General features: G+C 35.6%; 23 protein-coding genes. 3 read left to right on the top strand and 20 right to left on the bottom strand.

The features are described 5' to 3' along the window. The first annotated feature begins 34 nt into the window (after nt 1-34). Nucleotides 35-178 carry a stressosome-associated protein Prli42 gene (gene prli42, locus FCI53_RS05915; RefSeq protein WP_138416807.1) on the top strand — a complete coding sequence of 48 codons (144 nt, stop codon included), beginning with the start codon at nt 35-37 and terminating at the stop codon, nt 176-178. Between the two features lie 56 nt (nt 179-234). Here the strand turns inward: prli42 and FCI53_RS05910 are convergent, their stop codons facing one another. The 5 genes from FCI53_RS05910 to FCI53_RS05895 form a co-directional block, all read right to left on the bottom strand. After that, nucleotides 235-1206, bottom strand: coding sequence for an aromatic acid exporter family protein (locus tag FCI53_RS05910; RefSeq protein WP_246050028.1), 972 nt, complete (start codon nt 1204-1206; stop codon nt 235-237). Between the two features lie 84 nt (nt 1207-1290). Continuing rightward, nucleotides 1291-1722: a BrxA/BrxB family bacilliredoxin gene (locus FCI53_RS05905; RefSeq protein ID WP_138416803.1), complete on the bottom strand. Its 432-nt coding sequence runs from the start codon at nt 1720-1722 to the stop codon at nt 1291-1293. A gap of 203 nt (nt 1723-1925) precedes the next feature. After that, a complete protein-coding gene (locus FCI53_RS05900) occupies nt 1926-2117 on the bottom strand; it encodes a hypothetical protein (protein WP_138416801.1) in 192 nt (63 codons plus the stop codon). 5 nt (nt 2118-2122) lie between these two features. Further along, nucleotides 2123-2260, bottom strand: a complete 138-nt coding sequence (locus FCI53_RS21345; protein ID WP_171038083.1) for a hypothetical protein — start codon at nt 2258-2260, stop codon at nt 2123-2125. Between the two features lie 298 nt (nt 2261-2558). After that, nucleotides 2559-2750: a YbxH family protein gene (locus FCI53_RS05895; protein WP_138416800.1), complete on the bottom strand. Its 192-nt coding sequence runs from the start codon at nt 2748-2750 to the stop codon at nt 2559-2561. Nucleotides 2751-2935: 185 nt separating this feature from the next. Here FCI53_RS05895 and FCI53_RS05890 point away from each other — a divergent pair, with 185 nt between their 5' ends. After that, complete coding sequence (locus FCI53_RS05890; protein ID WP_138416798.1) at nt 2936-3244, top strand: hypothetical protein; 309 nt, start codon at nt 2936-2938, stop codon at nt 3242-3244. 27 nt (nt 3245-3271) lie between these two features. On the opposite strand, the gene qoxD is transcribed toward FCI53_RS05890, so the two are convergent. The 12 genes from qoxD to FCI53_RS05830 all read right to left on the bottom strand — a co-directional run bounded on the left by qoxD (nt 3272) and on the right by FCI53_RS05830 (nt 14356). Beyond that, nucleotides 3272-3577 carry a cytochrome aa3 quinol oxidase subunit IV gene (qoxD, locus tag FCI53_RS05885; RefSeq protein ID WP_138416796.1) on the bottom strand — a complete coding sequence of 102 codons (306 nt, stop codon included), beginning with the start codon at nt 3575-3577 and terminating at the stop codon, nt 3272-3274. After that, on the bottom strand, nt 3578-4189 hold the full coding sequence (gene qoxC, locus FCI53_RS05880; protein WP_138416794.1) for a cytochrome aa3 quinol oxidase subunit III: 612 nt from the start codon (nt 4187-4189) through the stop codon (nt 3578-3580). It lies immediately after the preceding gene. After that, complete coding sequence (qoxB, locus tag FCI53_RS05875; RefSeq protein WP_138416792.1) at nt 4179-6155, bottom strand: cytochrome aa3 quinol oxidase subunit I; 1977 nt, start codon at nt 6153-6155, stop codon at nt 4179-4181. Before qoxB ends, qoxC begins: the two co-directional genes overlap by 11 nt. Continuing rightward, nucleotides 6145-7110 (bottom strand): cytochrome aa3 quinol oxidase subunit II, encoded by a 966-nt coding sequence (gene qoxA, locus FCI53_RS05870; RefSeq protein WP_138417221.1) that lies wholly within the window; start codon nt 7108-7110, stop codon nt 6145-6147. Before qoxA ends, qoxB begins: the two co-directional genes overlap by 11 nt. An 881-nt stretch (nt 7111-7991) precedes the next feature. After that, entirely contained in the window at nt 7992-8390 is a 399-nt protein-coding gene (locus tag FCI53_RS05865; RefSeq protein WP_138416790.1) for a thiol-disulfide oxidoreductase DCC family protein, read from the bottom strand. Nucleotides 8391-8533: 143 nt separating this feature from the next. Further along, complete coding sequence (locus tag FCI53_RS05860; protein WP_138416788.1) at nt 8534-8833, bottom strand: spore coat protein; 300 nt, start codon at nt 8831-8833, stop codon at nt 8534-8536. A gap of 19 nt (nt 8834-8852) precedes the next feature. Next, on the bottom strand, nt 8853-9044 hold the full coding sequence (locus FCI53_RS05855) for a hypothetical protein (RefSeq protein ID WP_138416785.1): 192 nt from the start codon (nt 9042-9044) through the stop codon (nt 8853-8855). Between the two features lie 502 nt (nt 9045-9546). Beyond that, entirely contained in the window at nt 9547-10179 is a 633-nt protein-coding gene (locus tag FCI53_RS05850; protein WP_138416783.1) for a trimeric intracellular cation channel family protein, read from the bottom strand. Nucleotides 10180-10384: 205 nt separating this feature from the next. Further along, nucleotides 10385-11368, bottom strand: coding sequence for a ring-cleaving dioxygenase (locus FCI53_RS05845; RefSeq protein ID WP_138416781.1), 984 nt, complete (start codon nt 11366-11368; stop codon nt 10385-10387). Between the two features lie 577 nt (nt 11369-11945). After that, nucleotides 11946-12578, bottom strand: coding sequence for a YdhK family protein (locus FCI53_RS05840; protein WP_138416779.1), 633 nt, complete (start codon nt 12576-12578; stop codon nt 11946-11948). Between the two features lie 318 nt (nt 12579-12896). Continuing rightward, nucleotides 12897-13505 (bottom strand): methyltransferase, encoded by a 609-nt coding sequence (locus FCI53_RS05835; RefSeq protein ID WP_138416777.1) that lies wholly within the window; start codon nt 13503-13505, stop codon nt 12897-12899. A 53-nt stretch (nt 13506-13558) separates the two neighbouring features. Further along, on the bottom strand, nt 13559-14356 hold the full coding sequence (locus FCI53_RS05830; RefSeq protein ID WP_138416775.1) for an RDD family protein: 798 nt from the start codon (nt 14354-14356) through the stop codon (nt 13559-13561). Nucleotides 14357-14469: 113 nt separating this feature from the next. Here FCI53_RS05830 and FCI53_RS05825 point away from each other — a divergent pair, with 113 nt between their 5' ends. Continuing rightward, nucleotides 14470-15450, top strand: a complete 981-nt coding sequence (locus FCI53_RS05825; protein WP_138416773.1) for a stage II sporulation protein M — start codon at nt 14470-14472, stop codon at nt 15448-15450. On the opposite strand, the gene FCI53_RS05820 is transcribed toward FCI53_RS05825, so the two are convergent. The 3 genes from FCI53_RS05820 to FCI53_RS05810 are packed head-to-tail and all read right to left on the bottom strand — an operon-like array spanning nt 15431 to nt 18786. After that, nucleotides 15431-16789 (bottom strand): DUF58 domain-containing protein, encoded by a 1359-nt coding sequence (locus tag FCI53_RS05820; protein ID WP_138416771.1) that lies wholly within the window; start codon nt 16787-16789, stop codon nt 15431-15433. The two genes, FCI53_RS05825 and FCI53_RS05820, sit on opposite strands and share 20 nt — an antisense overlap. Continuing rightward, the gene (locus FCI53_RS05815; RefSeq protein WP_138416769.1) at nt 16740-17672 is read right to left on the bottom strand and encodes an AAA family ATPase; all 933 of its coding nucleotides are present in this window, start codon (nt 17670-17672) and stop codon (nt 16740-16742) included. Before FCI53_RS05815 ends, FCI53_RS05820 begins: the two co-directional genes overlap by 50 nt. Continuing rightward, nucleotides 17662-18786: a DUF4350 domain-containing protein gene (locus tag FCI53_RS05810; RefSeq protein WP_138416767.1), complete on the bottom strand. Its 1125-nt coding sequence runs from the start codon at nt 18784-18786 to the stop codon at nt 17662-17664. Before FCI53_RS05810 ends, FCI53_RS05815 begins: the two co-directional genes overlap by 11 nt. Between the last annotated feature and the right edge of the window lie 20 nt (nt 18787-18806).

The raw sequence follows: 18806 nt of genomic DNA, 5'->3' as shown, positions 1-18806 counted from the left end.
CAAGTAGTAATGGACCGTGAAGGAGGAATAAACATTGGCTACAAAAACAAAGAAAACAACAAATACAACAACGAGAAAGCCGTCAAAAAGAGAACGTAGAATAAAAATTATTGTTTATATTATGATCATTGCAATGGTATTATCTAGCTTAACTGCTGGTTTAGCGATGTTTATATAAGATCTTATCAATGAGAAGAGACTGTCATTGTAAATGGCAGTCTCTTTATCTCATCATCAGCTATTCTGTTTTCCCTTTTGTGACATATTTGGTGTTTCATTTTTCTTTAACAGTAAATAATTCTCTATCTCATGAAGTAACCGGAATAAGTCTGCACGCGATTCAAATTCTTTTCTAGTTTTAGGTAGTTCACTTTTACTAAACTCTTCCTTTAATTTCCTCACCGTTTGCAAATGAACACTGGCTGTATTACCCGGGTGAACAGCATCTGCCAAATCGTCAAAAAACATCCCCATCCGATACGATTGTTGATATAATTCTGGCATATGACTTAATAAGGGCAACATCCTTTTTAACAAGTCAAACTGTTTTCTTCGCATACTAAAATACTCTGCATACGGATTAGTTTGTTGAAAAAGCTTGTTTTCGACATCTTGTATTACTAATTTTTCTGATTTATTGAGTATTGCTTCTATCTCTATAATTTCTTTACCTGTCCATGTTTCTCTCCCTTCTTTTAAATAGATCGCAATTTCTTTTAACATAACTGTAATATTTTTCTCAAGTTGGTCCTGCATATCCATAATATCACGATCTAAACTCGGCATATATAAATTTAGTAACAGAGCCATGCCGATTCCAATAATAATAATAGCTAATTCATTCATTACTAAAGAAACGTTAATAAATTCTGCACTGTATAAATGTAAGATAATGACTGAACTTGTTACAATACCCGGTGTGAGCTTAAGCCATACAGTAGTAGGGATAAACAGAATTAATAATATTCCAATTGCTAGTGGGTGATAACCAATAGTCTCAAAAATTAAAAAGGAATAAAGCATTGCAATTAAACATGCACCAAATCGATGCCATGAAGATAAGAAAGATTTTTTCCTTGTAGGTTGAATGCAAAGTAATGTAATGATCCCAGCTGAAGCAAAGTTGGTCAACTGAAGCATTTCCGCAATCCAAATTGCCACCGGCGTGCCAACAGCAGTTTTTATCGTTCGATAACCAATTTTCACCTGTATAACTCCCTTATATATCTTTACTAATAACATACCTCAATAAAAAACCCTTGTCACGAAATGTAACAAGGGAGCATATATTTAAACTTCTGTGCAGTTTTCATCAAACAATTTTTGTAGACGGTTCACTACATCGACAGGACCAAAACCTTCAATATCGTGACGTTCCACCATATCTATAATTTTCCCATCCTTAAGTAATGCGAAAGAAGGAGAAGATGGAGGAAAACCTTCAAAATATTCTCTTGCTTTCTCTGTTGCTTCTCTATCTTGACCAGCGAATACGGTTACTAAATGGTCAGGTCTTTTATCATAATGAATCGCATTTGCAGCAGCTGGACGAGCAACACCACCTGCACAACCACATGTGGAATTAACCATGACTAACGTAGTGCCTTCACGTTTTAATGCTTGATCAACTTCTTCAGGGGTTGTTAGTTCCTCATACCCCGCTTCTGTAATATCTTTGCGTGCAGCGTCAACCACATCATTCATAAATAGATTAAAATCCATATTACAATCATCTCCTATATCGTTAAACTATTGGGTTCCAATGTTCTAACCATATAGTACCAATAAATCTTTAAGTATTCAAATAAACATACGCAGTCAATTAAAGGACTGCGCATGTTTATAATTAAGCACGTTCAACTATTGCTGTTAAATCATGTGGTTGTAACCCTATCCCTAGTCCCCTTTAGTGTATAGCACATTGTTTATCTTTGTTCATTATCAAGGTGGTTATCCTCTCCATATGCATCTAAATAATTATTTTCGCCTGGTGCAAACGATACGTTTCTCAAATTGAACACCGATTGGCCTGGGTATGTGATCTGATGTTCAATTTTTTTAACATCAACTGTTCCATAATCTGTAAACATTTCGCCATTTATTTTCTTTTTATCCATCAACATCATCCTTTTGAACCTGGTCCTTGTTTAGGACGATTATGATTACTACGGTTATATAGCATATTGCCCTCTGGCAAGCTCTCTTTCGGTGTCTTGTTATTTGTTAAAGCAGCTCGCTTTTGCCCTTTTCGTTTTTTCATACTTACTCCCTCCTTACCTTATGAATAGCATGTGACAGTAAGTTCTCTTTAGACGAGGTAATAATTGTATAAGCAAATGAATGAACAAATATTACTAATACGTTCCTTTTATCTTGTCGTTGCTTCCGCTTTCCATTGGTACGGCCTCGGGCCAACAGGAAGTTGGTCACACAGGCGTTGCTCGCGTGTCTGTGGCGACCTTAGCCTGTGTTCCTTTGTTTATATGGGATCTTCAGCTCGCGCTTTTCCCATAAAAAAGGATAAAATCACCTTTGTTTTGTAGGTATTTTTATTTGTGTTAGATATCATATTGCTCACAATAGTCGTCCACAATTGATTCAATTTTGGCTTGATTGGGGTACTTTCCTTCAAATGTAAAGGTTAATTCTTCCTTGAACTCTCCATCTTGATAAACATGGACTGCTCCGTTTTGATTGATGACACTATACTCTGGCACAAACCTGAAATTATTACGTTGTATGGCACCCATTTCGATCATCCTTTATCTTTTTTATTAGTGTTACGCTAAGAGTCCATTTTATCCCGACTTTATAGGCAGTAGGTTCTATTGATGAAAGATCACTTTATGTCGAACGATAATTGTGACAGATTTTCGAAATTAGTTTGACAATTTTGTGAACAAATGTGACAATACTGCTAAAGGGGTTGAGTACAATGACTAAAAAAGAAAAATCTGTTGTTTTCTTGAAAGGGATTACAGCTATAAGTTTATTTCTTAGTTTCACATTGGTAGCCATTGGATTTAATGTAAACGGAATCACTCAAAACTATTTTTTCTTTATTGGTGGTAGTATCTTAGTTTCATCCGTCTTGATTTTCTTATTTGGTTTATTTATGTTTTCGATGGATGATGTAACAGATGCACCTAAAAATTATCATAACCTCAACCAGAACATACATCATTTTCAAACAAACCAATTTTTCCATCAAAAAAAAACCCGGCCAATTGACCGGATTTTTTAAAAATCAGTTAGTGTAATTCATTTGTAATTAATGTGCAGCATGACCTGATGTGAGGACCCAGATGGAGCCAAGTACAATAACTGCAGCCATAAACGCACCATAAGTAATATTAATAATATTAACTTTTCCATCCTCACCTTCCGTCATATGCATAAACATAACAAGTTGTAATCCAGCTTGAAATACCGCTAATGAACCAATAATCCACATAATCACTTTTATTGAAAGTGTGGTTTTTAGTGCGATCCAAGCTGCCGCAAAGGTAAGAATTAATGAGATTAGAAATCCAACAACATGACTTATAGGAAACCCTTTTTCTGCATTACTACTCATTTATCCCACCAACCCTTCTAAATAAACAAAAGTAAAAATGAAAATCCAAACTACATCAAGAAAGTGCCAGTAAAGGCCAATAATAAATGTTTTTCGTGTAGTCTCAGTTGTTAAACCACGTTTTAGTAGTTGCATGATAATTAAAATCGCCCAACCAATACCTAACGCTACGTGCGCTCCGTGAGTACCTAGTAGAACCAATAAACTAGATGTAAATGCACTCGTTTGTAATGCAGCACCTTCATGTACATAATGAATAAATTCATTAATTTCCATGAATAAGAATCCTCCACCGAGCAATAATGTAATAACCAACCATGTGATTAATCCTTTAAGGCGATTTCGGCGCATTTCAAATATTGCAATACCACAAGTAAAACTACTAGTTAACAACAATACTGTTTGAATTAATACATCCTTGATTACAAAGATATCCTGTTGTGTTGGCCCACCTGCATGACGTTCAGCCAGTACACCATACACTCCAAAAAGCGTAGCAAACAAAACAATTTCTGCTCCTAGAAAAATCCAAAAACCAAGGATATTCATTTTGCTTTGTTCAGATTGATATTCTAATGGTAAATCGCTACTTGCTGTTAGATTAGCCGACATGTTTGTGCACCTCCCCTTTACGATTTCTCCATTTACGTTCTACTTTTCTTACGTCTTCTGCATGGATATGATGCCCATCGTTATAGTCAAAGGAGCGGATAATCAATCCTGCAAATATTCCTAATGATGCAATTGCTGCAGGAATATACCATTCAAAGACTAAGAAGAAACCAGCGACCGTAAAGACTACACCCATAAAGAATGGGATACCTGAATTATTTGGCATATGAATATCTTTAATTTCTTTATCCTCTATAGTTAAGCCTTCATTATCTTTTTTCATGTGCCAGAATGCATCCAATGTTTTTACTTCTGGTAATTTAGCAAAATTATAGTCTTGTACCGGAGATGCGGTTGCCCATTCAAGCGTTCTTGCATCCCACGGATCACTAGAGATATTGCGGTCTGCGTGACGAATACTCCAGTAAATGTTGTAAACAAACATCGCGAATCCAATTGCTAAAACAGCAGAACCAATTGCTGATAATAAGAATAATGGTCCGTAGCCAGATTCAGCGGAATACGTGAAGGAACGTCTTACCGCACCATCTAAGCCTAAGAAGAACATTGGGAAAAATGTAAAATTAAATCCAATTACAAACAACCAGAAATGCCATTTTCCAATTTTTTCATTTAATTTATGACCGAACATTTTTGGCCACCAGTAATAAAGAGCTGCAAACACCGCAAACACAACACCTGGAATTAATGTGTAATGGAAGTGTGCAACAAGGAATAACGTATTATGATACTGGAAGTCAGCTGCTGCCATTGCAAGCATAACACCTGTTGTTCCTCCAATAAGGAAACATGGTATAAACGCAAGTGTCCAAAGCATAGGTGTCGAAAAATTAATCCGACCTTTTCGCATGGTAAATAGCCAGTTAAACATTTTAATACCAGTTGGAACAGCAATGAGCATGGTTGTTAATGAAAACACTGAATTAACTGCTGGTCCTGACCCCATCGTATAGAAGTGGTGTACCCATACCAACATACTCAAGAAGGCAATACCTGCTACAGCTATAACCATTGAAGTGTATCCAAACAGTCGTTTACGTGAGAAAGTGGACACAATTTCTGAAAAAATACCGAATGCTGGCAATACAACGATATACACTTCAGGGTGTCCCCATAGCCAGAATAGGTTAGCCCATAGCATATCCATACCGCCACCGGAAACAGTGAAAAAGTGTGCTCCGAATAAACGATCAAATGTCATTAATGCTAATGCTACCGTAAAAATCGGAAATGCTGCGACAATGATGATCGAAGTAATCAACGTTGTCCATGAGAACATAGGCATTTTCATTAATGTCATACCTTTTGTTCTCATCTTCAGTATGGTTACGATAAAGTTAATTCCCGAAATCAACGTACCAATACCTGCGATTTGTATAGCAATTGCATAATAGTTGTTTCCAATACTCGGACTAAATTCTTTCCCGGCCATTGGGAAATAAGAAGTCCATCCCGCATCAGGTGAACCACCTATAACAAATGAAATGTTAAATAGCATGGCACCACTGAAAAACAACCAAAAACTTAATGCATTTAATTGTGGAAATGCCACATCTCTTGCACCGATTTGCAACGGAATAATCACGTTCATAATCCCGATTAATAGTGGCATTGCCATAAATAGAATCATAATAACCCCGTGGGTCGTAAATACTTCATTATAATGTTGTGCATTTAAAAATTCATTTTCGGGTACTGCGGTTTGTGCTTTCATCATTAAACCGTCTATACCACCACGGAAAAACATGACAACACCAGAGAGAATGTACATAATACCAATTCGTTTATGATCAACTGTTGTTAACCATTCTCTCCATAACCATGTCCACCGTTTTAAGTAGGTCAGCAAAGCAATAATCCCAACCATTGTAAGAACAATGGAAATCTGTGCACCTAAGATTAACGGATCACCTGTAACGAAAAATTCATCCCACTTAATGTTCATGATGACTGTCACCTCCATGTTCGTTTTCTATCATTTCATCTGCATTTTTATAATTATCTTCTTCATCAAATGTTTTCCCTTTATATCCATGTTCACGATAATAGAGCTGTGGATTTGTGTAAGAATTAGAATTTGGGTCTGCATGGTTTATCCATTGTAAATGGGTACCATTAAATGTTAAACGACCTAAATGAGTTGGTTTCAGAAGTTCGATGTACTTTTCTTCTGTCAATTCCGGAGCTCTTTCCTTTACCTCTTCTACCCATTCGTCATACTCTGCTTGTGTTTGTGCAAGTACTTCAAATTCCATTTCTGCATATCCAGGACCATTAAAGTTGGAATTCTTTCCCATATATGAACCAGGATTATCTGCTGTTAAGATCAACTCTGTCTCCATTTTAGCCATCGCATATTTTTGACCACCTAAGGCAGGTACCCAAAACGATTGCATTGTTCCAGCTGACGTCATTTTGAAAATGATTGGTGTATCTTCTGGGATATTGACATAGTTAACCGTTTCAATATCTTCTTCTGGATAACTAAAAATCCACTTCCAATCCGCACCAGTAACATGAATCGTTATTGGTTCTTTGTCCTCATAACCTTCTGGTACCTCTTCTAATGCATACAATGCTTGAATGTTAGGTATAAGTAATGCAATTACAATTAAAAATGGGATTGCTGTCCAAATAATTTCCCATTTTGTATTCCCGTGTTCCTCTGGTGGCTCATAATCCATATTGTCTGGACGTTCACGATATTTCCAAATAAATGTAATAAACATGCCCATCACCACAATAATGACAATTGCCATCCATAATAAAGACCAGTTAATTAATCCAAGGATCGTTTCTGCGTTTGGTCCTTGCGGATTAAAGACAACCATATTTGTTTCGCAACCTGTAAGTAAGAAAATTGATATGATAGCAAACAAATAGATCGATAACTTTTTCATTTTCACCTTATTTCCTCCCCCTCTTTAAATTTTCACTAAAGTAAAAAGACTTTAGCAACGTTTTGGTTAATAAAGTTTTTATAATTATTCTAAATAACTTCTTCGCAATTGATAATATCACACTCTTCAACAAAAATTGTTACAATTTTGTTAAGGATAAATTTGGAAATATTAATTTAATCATAGAAAATTGTGGAAACCCTTGTCATATCAACGTTTTTTAATTCTTAATTTAAATATGAACATTTTGTTACATTTTCTTTTTCGACAAAATTCGTTATATTTTTTATTGTTTTATAATAAAAAAAGCAGCATATGATCATACATATGCTGCGCTAACACTTTTCACTTTTTTATGTTTTCAAACCGAGTTAGGTGTAGATATGGTTATAAGAAGTTTGCAATAAGTCCCAAAATTATTCCTAAAATAGCTCCAATAAAAAATGATTTAATTGACACATATTCAGGATTAACCATTTAAAATGCGCCTCCCTTGTAAGGAGATTAATAACTTATTGCTGTTTTCTATCTCTCTCTCTTTCTATTATACTACTATTTTTTATGTAATAACGAACGACTTTATGTATAATGAGTGAATTTTCACACTATTGGACGCAAAAAAATAGTCCGTCTATACGGCGGACTTGCTATAGATTTATTTAGATTGGTTATGCATATCTATAAGGTTATTCGTACCATTCAGAATTTTTTGATTATGATAGCTCCAATTATCTTAATAAAATATTATATAATAATCATTTCAAGCTAATAGTTGTCTCATCTGCTTAGAGTTTGGTGATAGCCTATTGGGGATTTTTTTCTTTAATCTCAGCTGTACTATCCTTGGGTATCATTGTACTCACTTAAAGATAGCCAATAGTTCAAAGCTCATCCAAAAATCTATTTCTTAATTCAGGAGTTGGTACCATACAACGATCATTTTTTCCAAACCAGCGATAACGATTCCTCGCAATTAGATCATATATTCTGTCTCTTAACTTTTTTGGAATAAACCAACCGACAGCAAGTAGTTTCCATATTCCTTTTAATCTTTTCATTATTTGTAACACAGCACTTGATTTTTGATACCATCTACCATTCTCAATAACAATTAAACTAGAAGTACCCATTGGTATTTGATAACGTTGTAATAATTTTTTAGCCGCTTTCCCTTGTAAGGAAGCAAATTGATAAAAACTTTTTGTATCCCTTTTTATAATGAAGCGAACGCTCTGGTTGCACAGATTACAAACTCCGTCATACAGAATAATACCACCCATATCTACCATCCTTTTTTTAGAACTTATTATTATTTACTAAGACTAGTTTACCATCATCCCTTCCGAAACAAAATCTATTATCACTTGTGTAAAATGAGGTGCTCGGATGTAGAGTCACCTCATTTTATGTACATTCCCATAAATTAGTCTTGAGCAATATTTAATGCCTTTTGTGCTGTTTCCATATCAAGCTGCAGTTGTTTAGCAGCATCTTTAGGATAGTAAAAACCATTTTCTATCATATAATTGGCAATTTGTTCATGAAAACTTATCGCATCCTCTAATTGTTTGGTAAGCACATTTCGAATCTCTGGTGTAGAAGTTTCGGTAATGGCTACTGCATAGTTTTTTATCTCTGCCTTTGCAGCCACTAAGATATCTGTTGCAATCACTTGGTCTGTAAGTGGAGCCATTCCTGTTAATTTTTCTAAAAATGGATTCATTCCAACACCTTCTTTCCTTTTATTGATTTAAATGATTGTTTAATTCCTTAAGATGTCGTTCATGCATAGTTGCATCTTGTTGCATAAGATTTTTTAAGTTTTCATCCGACACAAGCCCCTGCATGATCGTTGCTTTGGTAAGGCACAAACTTTTAAAAGAAACAAGTTCGTGTAATTCGATTGATTCATGTACTCCTAATTTATTCGGCATATTTTCACCTCCATCTTCTAGACAATAGCTTTTGTTTATTTATAGCAATTATTCACATTGTTAAATATAGTGATACTTTATTCATTGGCTGTGTTTTGCTCTTCCTCCACTAAGTGTGTAGACGTCCTTGCACCATTCTAGAATCATTAAATGTCCTACGGAAAACTTGTCGATTGGCACCATTTGACGAAGACAGATTCTCAGTTCCATTTATACTGATTGCTTTAAAATTTACGCCACCGATGATTCATCTGCCCTAAAATTTTATCCTTTCCTATAGTACGACTACCGCATGGGATGCCTTGATTCACTACTCGACAAGCTTAAGAATAGCCTCGTCGTAACGTGTTTTATTACAAAGAGGACCTAGACTTAAGACCACTAAGGATAGGCGCTGGAATATGTCTAACCTTTTTTTGAATCATATTTCGATGATACATTCTTAGCTATTAAAAAAAGCCTTAGGTGAGACCTAAGACTGTTACGAATGCATATTATGAGTTTAAAGATTTTGTATTTGCTTATCTTTTATTTGTTTAATGGTTGGAATATGCCATTCGCGTTTGACTGTAAATACCCGGATAATAAATGTAGTAAATAAACAAAGGTATAATGGCATGACCGATGGCAAGAAATCATAAGTTACAATTAATAATAAAGAGCCTGCAATTGACGCTACTCCATATATTTCTTTTCGAAAAACTAAGGGAATTTCTTTGGAAAACACATCGCGAAAAACACCGCCACCTATTCCTGTCACTAACCCCATTGCTACAATTAAAAATGGTTGGCTATAGTCAAGATTTATTGCAGTGTGAGCTCCAACTGCGGTAAAAACCCCTAATCCTATTGCATCAAAAATCAACATACTATCTGTTAAACGCGTTATTTTTTCGTAAAACAGGATCGTTAAAATACCCGCAACCAGACTTACAAGAAAATACCGTGGGTTAATCAAATTAACAGGAGGTATATTTCCAATAAGTAAATCACGAATAACCCCTCCGCCTAACGATGTAGTAAAACATAAAAATAAAACTCCGAATAAGTCTAGTTGTTTACGTATCCCTATCAATGCTCCTGATACACCAAATGCAATTGTACCTATATAAACAAAAGTTTCAATTAAAAACATATCTATCCACCCCCATACACTTCACACCAATTAGTAACTTCACACCGATTAGTATATGAATATAACCACTTAAGTGCATATTTAGTTTAAAGAAACTCGGTTTACATGTCTAGTACGGCAGGTTAAAAAATTAAAAAAATAGTAGACATGAGTATTCATGCCTACTATGCTTGTATTTCTACTAAATCAAATAAAGTGGGAAACTTTATTCATATTCCTTATCGAAATTCTTTGTGCTTCTAACGGTATCAATTGGCCGAACAAACCTTTCAATTTCTTCGCGCTTATTTTCTAAGAATGGTGGTAAAGATAACTTTTCTCCCAATGTTTCATAAGGTTCATCACCCATAAATCCAGGACCATCTGTTGCAAATTCAAATAAAATCTGTGGTGCAACTCTTGAATACAGAGATTTGAAAAAGAAGCGATCTACATACCCTGATGTTGGAAAACCAAATTGCTTCATCCGTTCATCCCATTCATCTAAAACCGTGCGATCTTCAATTCGAAATGCTGCATGGTGGACAGTGCCATACCCTTGTCTAGCCTGTGGAAGAGTGTCATTATGTTCGACAATTACTTGTGCACCATTGCCTCCCTCGCCTACTTCAAACAAGTGAAAGGCTCCATCATGGTCAATTTCCTTAAATAATAATACTTGCTCCATCACCTTTTTAAAAAAGTCAAAGTTCTCGATCCGAACAAAAATTGGACCTAATCCTGTAATTGCATATTCAAGTGGAATTGGACCTTTTTTCCATGGTTTCCCAGCCTTAACTCCTTGATTGTTTTCATCAGAAATTAATTGGTAGTGTTGATCGTCAAAGTCTACAAATGAAAGGGACTTTTTGCCAAACTGTTCTTTCACTCCTGTGTGCTTCACATCTAAACGATCAAACCGCTTCACCCAATAATCTAGAGCTTCATCACTAGGAACGCGAAATGATGTCTTATAAATTTCATTCGTTCCGTGAACTCCCTTTGGAATTCCAGGGAAATCGAAGAACGTCATATCGGTACCTGGATTCCCTTCATCATCCGCAAAGAACAAATGATAAGTTTGAATATCATCTTGATTGACGGTTTTCTTTACTAACCTCATCCCTAATATATACGTAAAAAATTCATAATTTTTCTCTGCACTACTTGTAATCGCAGTTACGTGGTGCATTCCTTTTAAATGATTCAACTTAAACTCCTCCATTTATTTGAAATAAGTAGACACTCATTAACAGATTTCCATCTTCTCAAAATTATTGTGTTTAATTAAATTATCTTTAATTCAAGATAAATGTATCATGAATAGAAATGAATTGTCAATTTAACTCCGCCCTTTTATTCTTATTTTAATGGATGGACTTCCAATATGCTGTATTATCAGATTGTTATTCAATTCCACGATTGGGTGGTCAACCGGATTGACTTAGAATCTGTGTAATCTTACGCAACACAAGCGATTTCTTTATGTAACAATTTTGCTGTTGGTTTCATAAACAGTGTTAACTTAATTTTTGGGTCTTTAATGGAGTGAAATTCAAAAATGCGTGAAATTAGTTTTCGTATTTTGGCAACATGTTCCAATTTTAACAACGAATTATTTAGGGTTTTCTGCTAATAAAATTGTTATAAAAAATACAAAAAAGTCATTGGTTATAAAGAAAGATCGCCGCAATCGACGATCCTCTTTATTGTATTTATGCTTTTTTCAAACTCTTACTTCAATAAAAAGTCGTTTATTTGAATAAGAAATAACAGAATCAAAACGGTTATTCTTGAATAGGTGATAATTCACTTTCTGTTACCCACTTATGATTTGTTACTTCTTCTCCACCTGTTGTTGGTGTAAAATCAATCATATAAACGGTTGTTTCCTCGACTGAATCAATTTCTACTGTAGCTCCTTCCATTCCTGTCATATGGGATGCATCCGTAACTGCTTCTTCCCCTGGTTCTAATGGTTCATCTCCAATTTCTGGGAACTCTTCATGAATTACCCACTTGTGGTCGGTAATTCTCTCTCCACCTGTCGTTGGTGTATAAGAAATCGTGTAAACATATGTATCATAAGCACCAACGATTGTTGCCTCTGCTTCTTCCATCCCTTCCATATGCGCTTCCGTAATTATCGCTTTACTTCCAACCTCATATTTAGGGTTTTCCTCTTCTTTTAGACCTGTCGGAACTTCACTTGAACCTGAATGATCCATATCTGAATGGTCCGTTTCAGAGTGTTCTTGTTCAGCGCCTTCTTCATTTTGGCTATCTTCCTCATTAGGAGTGGATTCGTCAACTTGATTTTCTTCTTCAACTGGATCTGCTTCATCAGTTCCACCACAAGCAGATAGTATAATAGCTGTGGTAATAGCTACAAGTGCTAATATTACTTTTTTTCTTCTCATATTCAATCACCTCAAAAATATTTATTGTTATATTACTTCATAAGTCTATCACTAATTTGTGGAGAAAGTGTGAAGATAAAACGCGTAGTTAATATTTTTTTACTTCACGAGCGAACCTCAACGTAGTCAACATATTTAAAACTCCTATAAGTTCTCTAAAGAAACTGCAATATTGACATCGGATCCGAAAAAGGCATTTATATCTTCCAGTGAACTATCTTTAGTCCATTTTTTTATCTACGTTGCACCTATTTAAAAATAGCCTTGATTTATTAATCACTTAAATAACACTCTTCCTCCCCACTAGACAAAACAATGTTAGAAAGATAATCGATATATTAAAAAACGCTCTGAAGAATCTTTATCATTTAAATAGGGAATAATGATTTCTTTTTCCATTTCAAAAGCTGTTTGATATTCTAAAAACATGATGTAATCCTCTGAGGCATAATATAATAGTAACTTAATCTCCCGTTTGTTTTTCTCAACAGATAACACAATATTTTGAATAACTCGCATAAAAATTTGAATAGAGAAGGGATTAAAAAAATAAAACAAGTTATCAAAAGGGCTAATATTATACTTTTCGGCTAAACAACATTCAAAACGAATTGAATGTTGTTTCTGCCGATGCCTTGTTAAATACCGGTATTTATTTTTTAGCGCTTCATCGTAATAGGACTCATCCATCTCAATTCCGATTGTTGTTGCATGAAAGAAATAATTCAAATAAAAATTCAGGCGACCTTTTCCACAACCAAAATCAACAATAACATCTTTGCTGTTTATTTCAATGTTATCACATAATACCTCTATTGCTTGATATGGAGTTGATTCATATGGGTAATAATGAACCACCTCATTATCTTCTTTTTGGATTCCTGTCGTTTTTATGTTTAATAACTTTTCATAATAATGTTCCTTCATAACTACCACTCCACGGAAACCATCCATCCCATTTTATGGATGTTTATGTTAAATTAAAGTTCATATTCCCATTCTTCTTTTAAAAAAAGGTAAAGTGTTAATAATATATTTTCTACTTCTTCATTTGTCTTGTTACCTTGTTCATAACCTAACTTTGGAAACAACAGGCTAGCCAATTGTTTCGTTACCTCTCTTCGTTCGATATATGGTAACTGTAAAAAACGTTCTGTATAAGTTTTTAGTAGTTTCCACTCTTCTTGGCCGAACGACCTTAACGTCCAATCATCAATGGTAAGATCCTGCTTTGAAAGTCCTCGATCTTCCATCTCTTGAATAATTGATGTAGTAGTTCCTGAATGTGCTTTACGTTCATACACAACGATCGTACCTGCGACTAAGTCTCCTAATCGTTTATGTTTAGAATGAAAGAAAATCATTATGATACCTAAAAAGTAAGCAGATGGTAATGAATCAATAATTCTTAACAAATTGCGAATTAGACTAGAAAGTAATGTAATGCTATGTCCATTATCCTGAATAACTCGAATACCAATCCATCGTTTGCCAACCGTTCTACCGCCAAAAAAATACTCTAACACAAAGAAATATCCCCAGTTAATAAGAAAGAAGACGAGAATGATTAATGCTAAGATCCAAGGGGAAGCATTTGTGGAAGAAAAACTTTCAACCCCCCTCCCAGCCAAAAAAATCACCATAAAAAAAAGAATATTAGTAACCATAATGATTGATTGATCAATAATAAAAGCTGATGCTCGGCTCCCTAATCCTGCAGGTTTAAATTGCAACGCTACATACTCGGGTGTTTGGATTTTCACATGTTCCTGATTCACTGAGTGAAACCTCATTTCTTTATAAATTTCTTCAAATTAGTTTCTAATCGTTCTGAAGTTAACTATAATAATAGAAAGATGACATACTTTTATACAAAAAGAAGGTGCAAGCAATGAAAATTAACCAATTTGTGAAAAAACATCGTCACGATTGGAAACAACTAGAACACTTAATCACCGCTTTACATAAAAACAAACGTTTTACGGGTACAGAGATTGATGAATTTCATCGACTCTACCAAAAGACTTCCCAACATTTATCCTATTGCCAAACTTACTTTTCCAACGAAGAGGTAACAGATTACCTTAATGGGTTAGTAGCAAAAGCTCATAATTTACTTTACAAGGATCAAGTTTCGAGTTTCAAGCAAATACGCCATTTCTTTCAAGTGACATTTATTGAATTACTGCAACACCAATGGAAATTTGTTTTGATTGCGATGATCTTGTTTTTATTTGGGGGAGTTGCAAGTTATTTAGCTGTGATCAATGATCCACTTCATGTCTATTCAATTCTATCAACGGAAATGGCACAAGAGGTGGATCCTGAACAATTAGGACAAAACAATGGATCGGTTGATTCATCTGCAATGTCTGCTTACATCATGACGAACAATATTCAAGTGGCAATCCTTGCCTTCGCTGGTGGAATAACATTTGGGTTATTAACCGTTTATTTATTAGTTTATAATGGTTTATTAGTTGGTGCATTGGCCGGTTTGTATTGGCATTATGATATGTCCTATGATTTCTGGGCATACATTGTTCCTCATGGCATGATTGAATTAACTGCTATCTTTATTGCAGGTGGCGCTGGTCTGTTAATGGGATATAAGCTATTTGTTCCTGGCGTTTATTCCAGAATCTATCAATTGAAGACACAAGCAAAGCGATCTGTACAATTACTTCTAGGTACGCTCCCCTTATTTATCATAGCTGGTATAATTGAAGGGTTTATTACACCAGCATCGCTTTCATTGGAAACAAAGTATTTTGTTGCCTTACTGACTGTGGTTGGTTTGGTGGTTTATGTTATCATCGGTAGTTTCTCATCTAGACGCCAGAAGCAGGTTGTTACAACAACCCACGATTGATAAAATCAATATATTGAGAAACGGCTGCCGTCGCCAGCCGTTCTTCTCTAACTTCCATCATCAGTAATCCTTGTTGTTCCCATTTATGCTTTTCTCGTTGCTTTACGAGTAGTTGTTGTTGGGCAATACTTTTTACCATTGCTTGATTTGTCGTCTCTGGACTATTTTTTGCATGTTGTACAAGTGACTCATCCTCTATACCAACGATAAAAAATAAGTGCTTTTGTCGTAATCTTTTCAGCTGCAAAAGTCCACTTTCCTCATGTAAAAAAGTTCCGACATCACTAAATAATAAAACGAGACTCCTTTTGTTTTGTACGGTTTGTAAATAGTAAAATACTTGAGCATAATTGGACTCACTTGCATCAACTTGTACATGATAAATTGTTTTCATTATTTTTTGCAGGTGGTCCATGCCTTTTGCTGGCGCGACGTAAGCATGAATGTCTTTTGAAAAAGCAAGAACTGCAACATAGTCCCCTTTTCTCAATGCTGCTGCTGCAACTGTTATGCATGCTTCTAACACTTTTTCTAATCGATTACCCGTTTTTAATTCCGCTCCCATCATCCGCCCACAATCAATTAAAATGGTAACATATTTCCCGTGTTCTGGTTCGTACTCATTGGTCATTACCTGATGTAATTTTGCAGTTTGGCGCCAATTTATTTTCCTAGGGTCATCTCCAACAACATAGTTACGAATTTTCGCAAATTCTCCCACATTACTCTGTTGCTTACGAATATGATTGCCTTCCTCTAGCAGAAACCGTTGCGCATTTTCTAGATAATGCCTTGTCTCTGTTAAATCGGGGATAACTTTTACAACATCTTTTATCTTAATTGTGACCTGTTTTTCCCATAATCCGAAATTGCTTCGATAGCGAACATATAATTTATTCATTGTATATTTCCCTCGAACAGGTGCGGTTATTTGGTAGGATACAACGGTTTTACCTTGAGCCGCAACAATCCCATGAATCGGAAATGATCGTTGAAATGATTGTGGTATTTCATCGACTATTCGAAATTGAAACGATTTGATCGATGTATTAAGGACTTCGATATCAACTTCATAGCTTAATCCACGTTCCATTTCCTCAGGAATTGACCTTTTAAAGGTTAGTTGTTGTTGTTTCGGTGATTGAAAAATATCTATCAAACTAACTACCATAAAAGTTACGTTTACGACCACTAGATTAAACCAAGAAATACCTGTTATTGCTAATAATACCAATGCAGCTGAGACAATCAAAAATAATGTGATAAACCGCTTCGTTGGAAGGATTCCTCTATCTCGGAATAGGAATCGCTCCCACAAGTTCTTCAATGATTTGGTCAACCGTCGATCCCTCCAATTCCATCTGTGGTGATAGTTGAATACGATGACGTAATGCTGGTTTTGCAACAACTTTAATATCATCTGGGGTGGCATATTCTCTTCCTTCAATATATGCCCAAGCACGAGCTGCTCGCGCAATCGAAATCGCCGCTCTTGTACTTGCACCAAACCGAATCGATTCGGTTTCTCTAGTTTTTCTTACCACTTGCATGACGTAGTCTAAAATATCATCACTTAATGTCACTTGTTCTACTTGTTGCCTACAATTTTTAAATGTCTCTAAATCCATCACAGGTTCTAGATTATTCTTTTCACCAAAACTACCCGTCATCACTTGTTTTAACACGATCGTTTCTTCTTCTAAAGATGGAAAATCAACATGCAATTTAAATAGAAATCGATCCTGTTGTGCTTCAGGTAATGGATAGGTCCCTTCATACTCGACAGGGTTTTGCGTCGCCACCACAAAAAACACATCGGCTAATGGATAGGTCTCCCCTTGAATCGTTACTTGTTGTTCCTCCATCGCCTCTAACAAAGCCGCTTGGGTTTTGGCAGGGGTACGATTGATTTCGTCTGCTAGCAATATATTTGTAAAAATAGGTCCCTTTAATGTTTGAAAAGTACTTTCTTTCATATTATAAATCGTACTACCTGTTATATCACTAGGGAGTAAGTCTGGTGTAAATTGAATCCGATTGAACGCTCCACCAAATAGATTGGCAAGCGTTCGCACCATTTGCGTTTTACCAGTACCAGGCACTCCCTCAATTAATACATGACCACCAGCTAAAACGGAAGCAAGTAATAACTTTATATTTGTCTGTTGTCCTCTAATCCGTTGTTCATATGTATCTAATAAATTTGTTACTTCACCGTTCATCCTGTTCCACCTTTCTTTGCAAACGATCGATCCTTTTTGACCATAATAAATACTCTTGTTTACTGACTTCCTTACGTTCGAGCAGACTTCCTAACCCATTCAAAACTTCCTTTGTCTCTTTGTTAACTATTGTTGGTTGATGGTGTTGTATGTAATCTGCTATCTCTTGCCAATGCATGTGTTGAGGGGTTCCAAAGCGTCCCTGTAACAACATTTTAAGATAATCGGCTTGAATGACAAGTGAATCATGATACCTTTTGCCACGTTGATACCAAGCCGCTAGTGCTTTAAGACGTTCATCATTAAAACGAACGGTTTCCTCTCTTGCTATAAAGATAGGACCGAACCTTTTCCCCCGATACCATAGCCATATGAAGGTTAGCAATATACATTGCAATCCCAGTACTAATAACCAACGTGGGTACAATGTTGTTAGATTAGAGGTGTTTTTAGCTCCGTGGATATATTCATCAAACAAAATATTTTCGCCAGTATTAGTGCCGAGTTGAAGTAATAATTGAACAAGTGATAGGTGGTCTTGGTTTAATAGCTCCTCATTCGTCACCCATTTTGGTGTATTAGCAACAATCAAAGCCCCTTCACCATAGGATCGTTTTAATGCAATTGTACCTCGATCATCATATAGCAATGATTCATCCCTATCTTTTGTTTTTAAACGGACGAATGAATCGACTTCTGCATCATATTTTTCCCCAACCTTATTAAATACTACTGTTGGCTCAATTGCTTGTTCCATTATATAACTGGTATCGATATCAAACATACCTTTAGGGTTCGAATGTAATAATAGAATCGTGTTTCCAGTTTCGATAAAATCCATGTATGCCTTCATTTCAGGTGTTTCAGGTATAAAATACGGTTCCACCATGACCAACAGCTGATTGTTGCCAAGTGTTGCCAACAATTCAGGGGAAGAGGACCATCTACTTACATCATCTAGATAAGTGTATAACCCTTTTACGCCAGTAGGAGAGGGTGAGTCAGACGCATAATCGGGATATTCCTTAGGTTGTGGTGAGCTAACTAGTAAACTAACAACTAGAAACACAATTAGAAAGCTAGCTAGCCACATCCATGCCCTATACTTATTCATTACTTTCAATTGCCCTCCCC

Source organism: Aquibacillus sediminis (assembly GCF_005870085.1).
Taxonomy (GTDB): domain Bacteria; phylum Bacillota; class Bacilli; order Bacillales; family Amphibacillaceae; genus Aquibacillus_E; species Aquibacillus_E sediminis.
This window is presented reverse-complemented; position numbering and strand designations above follow the sequence as displayed.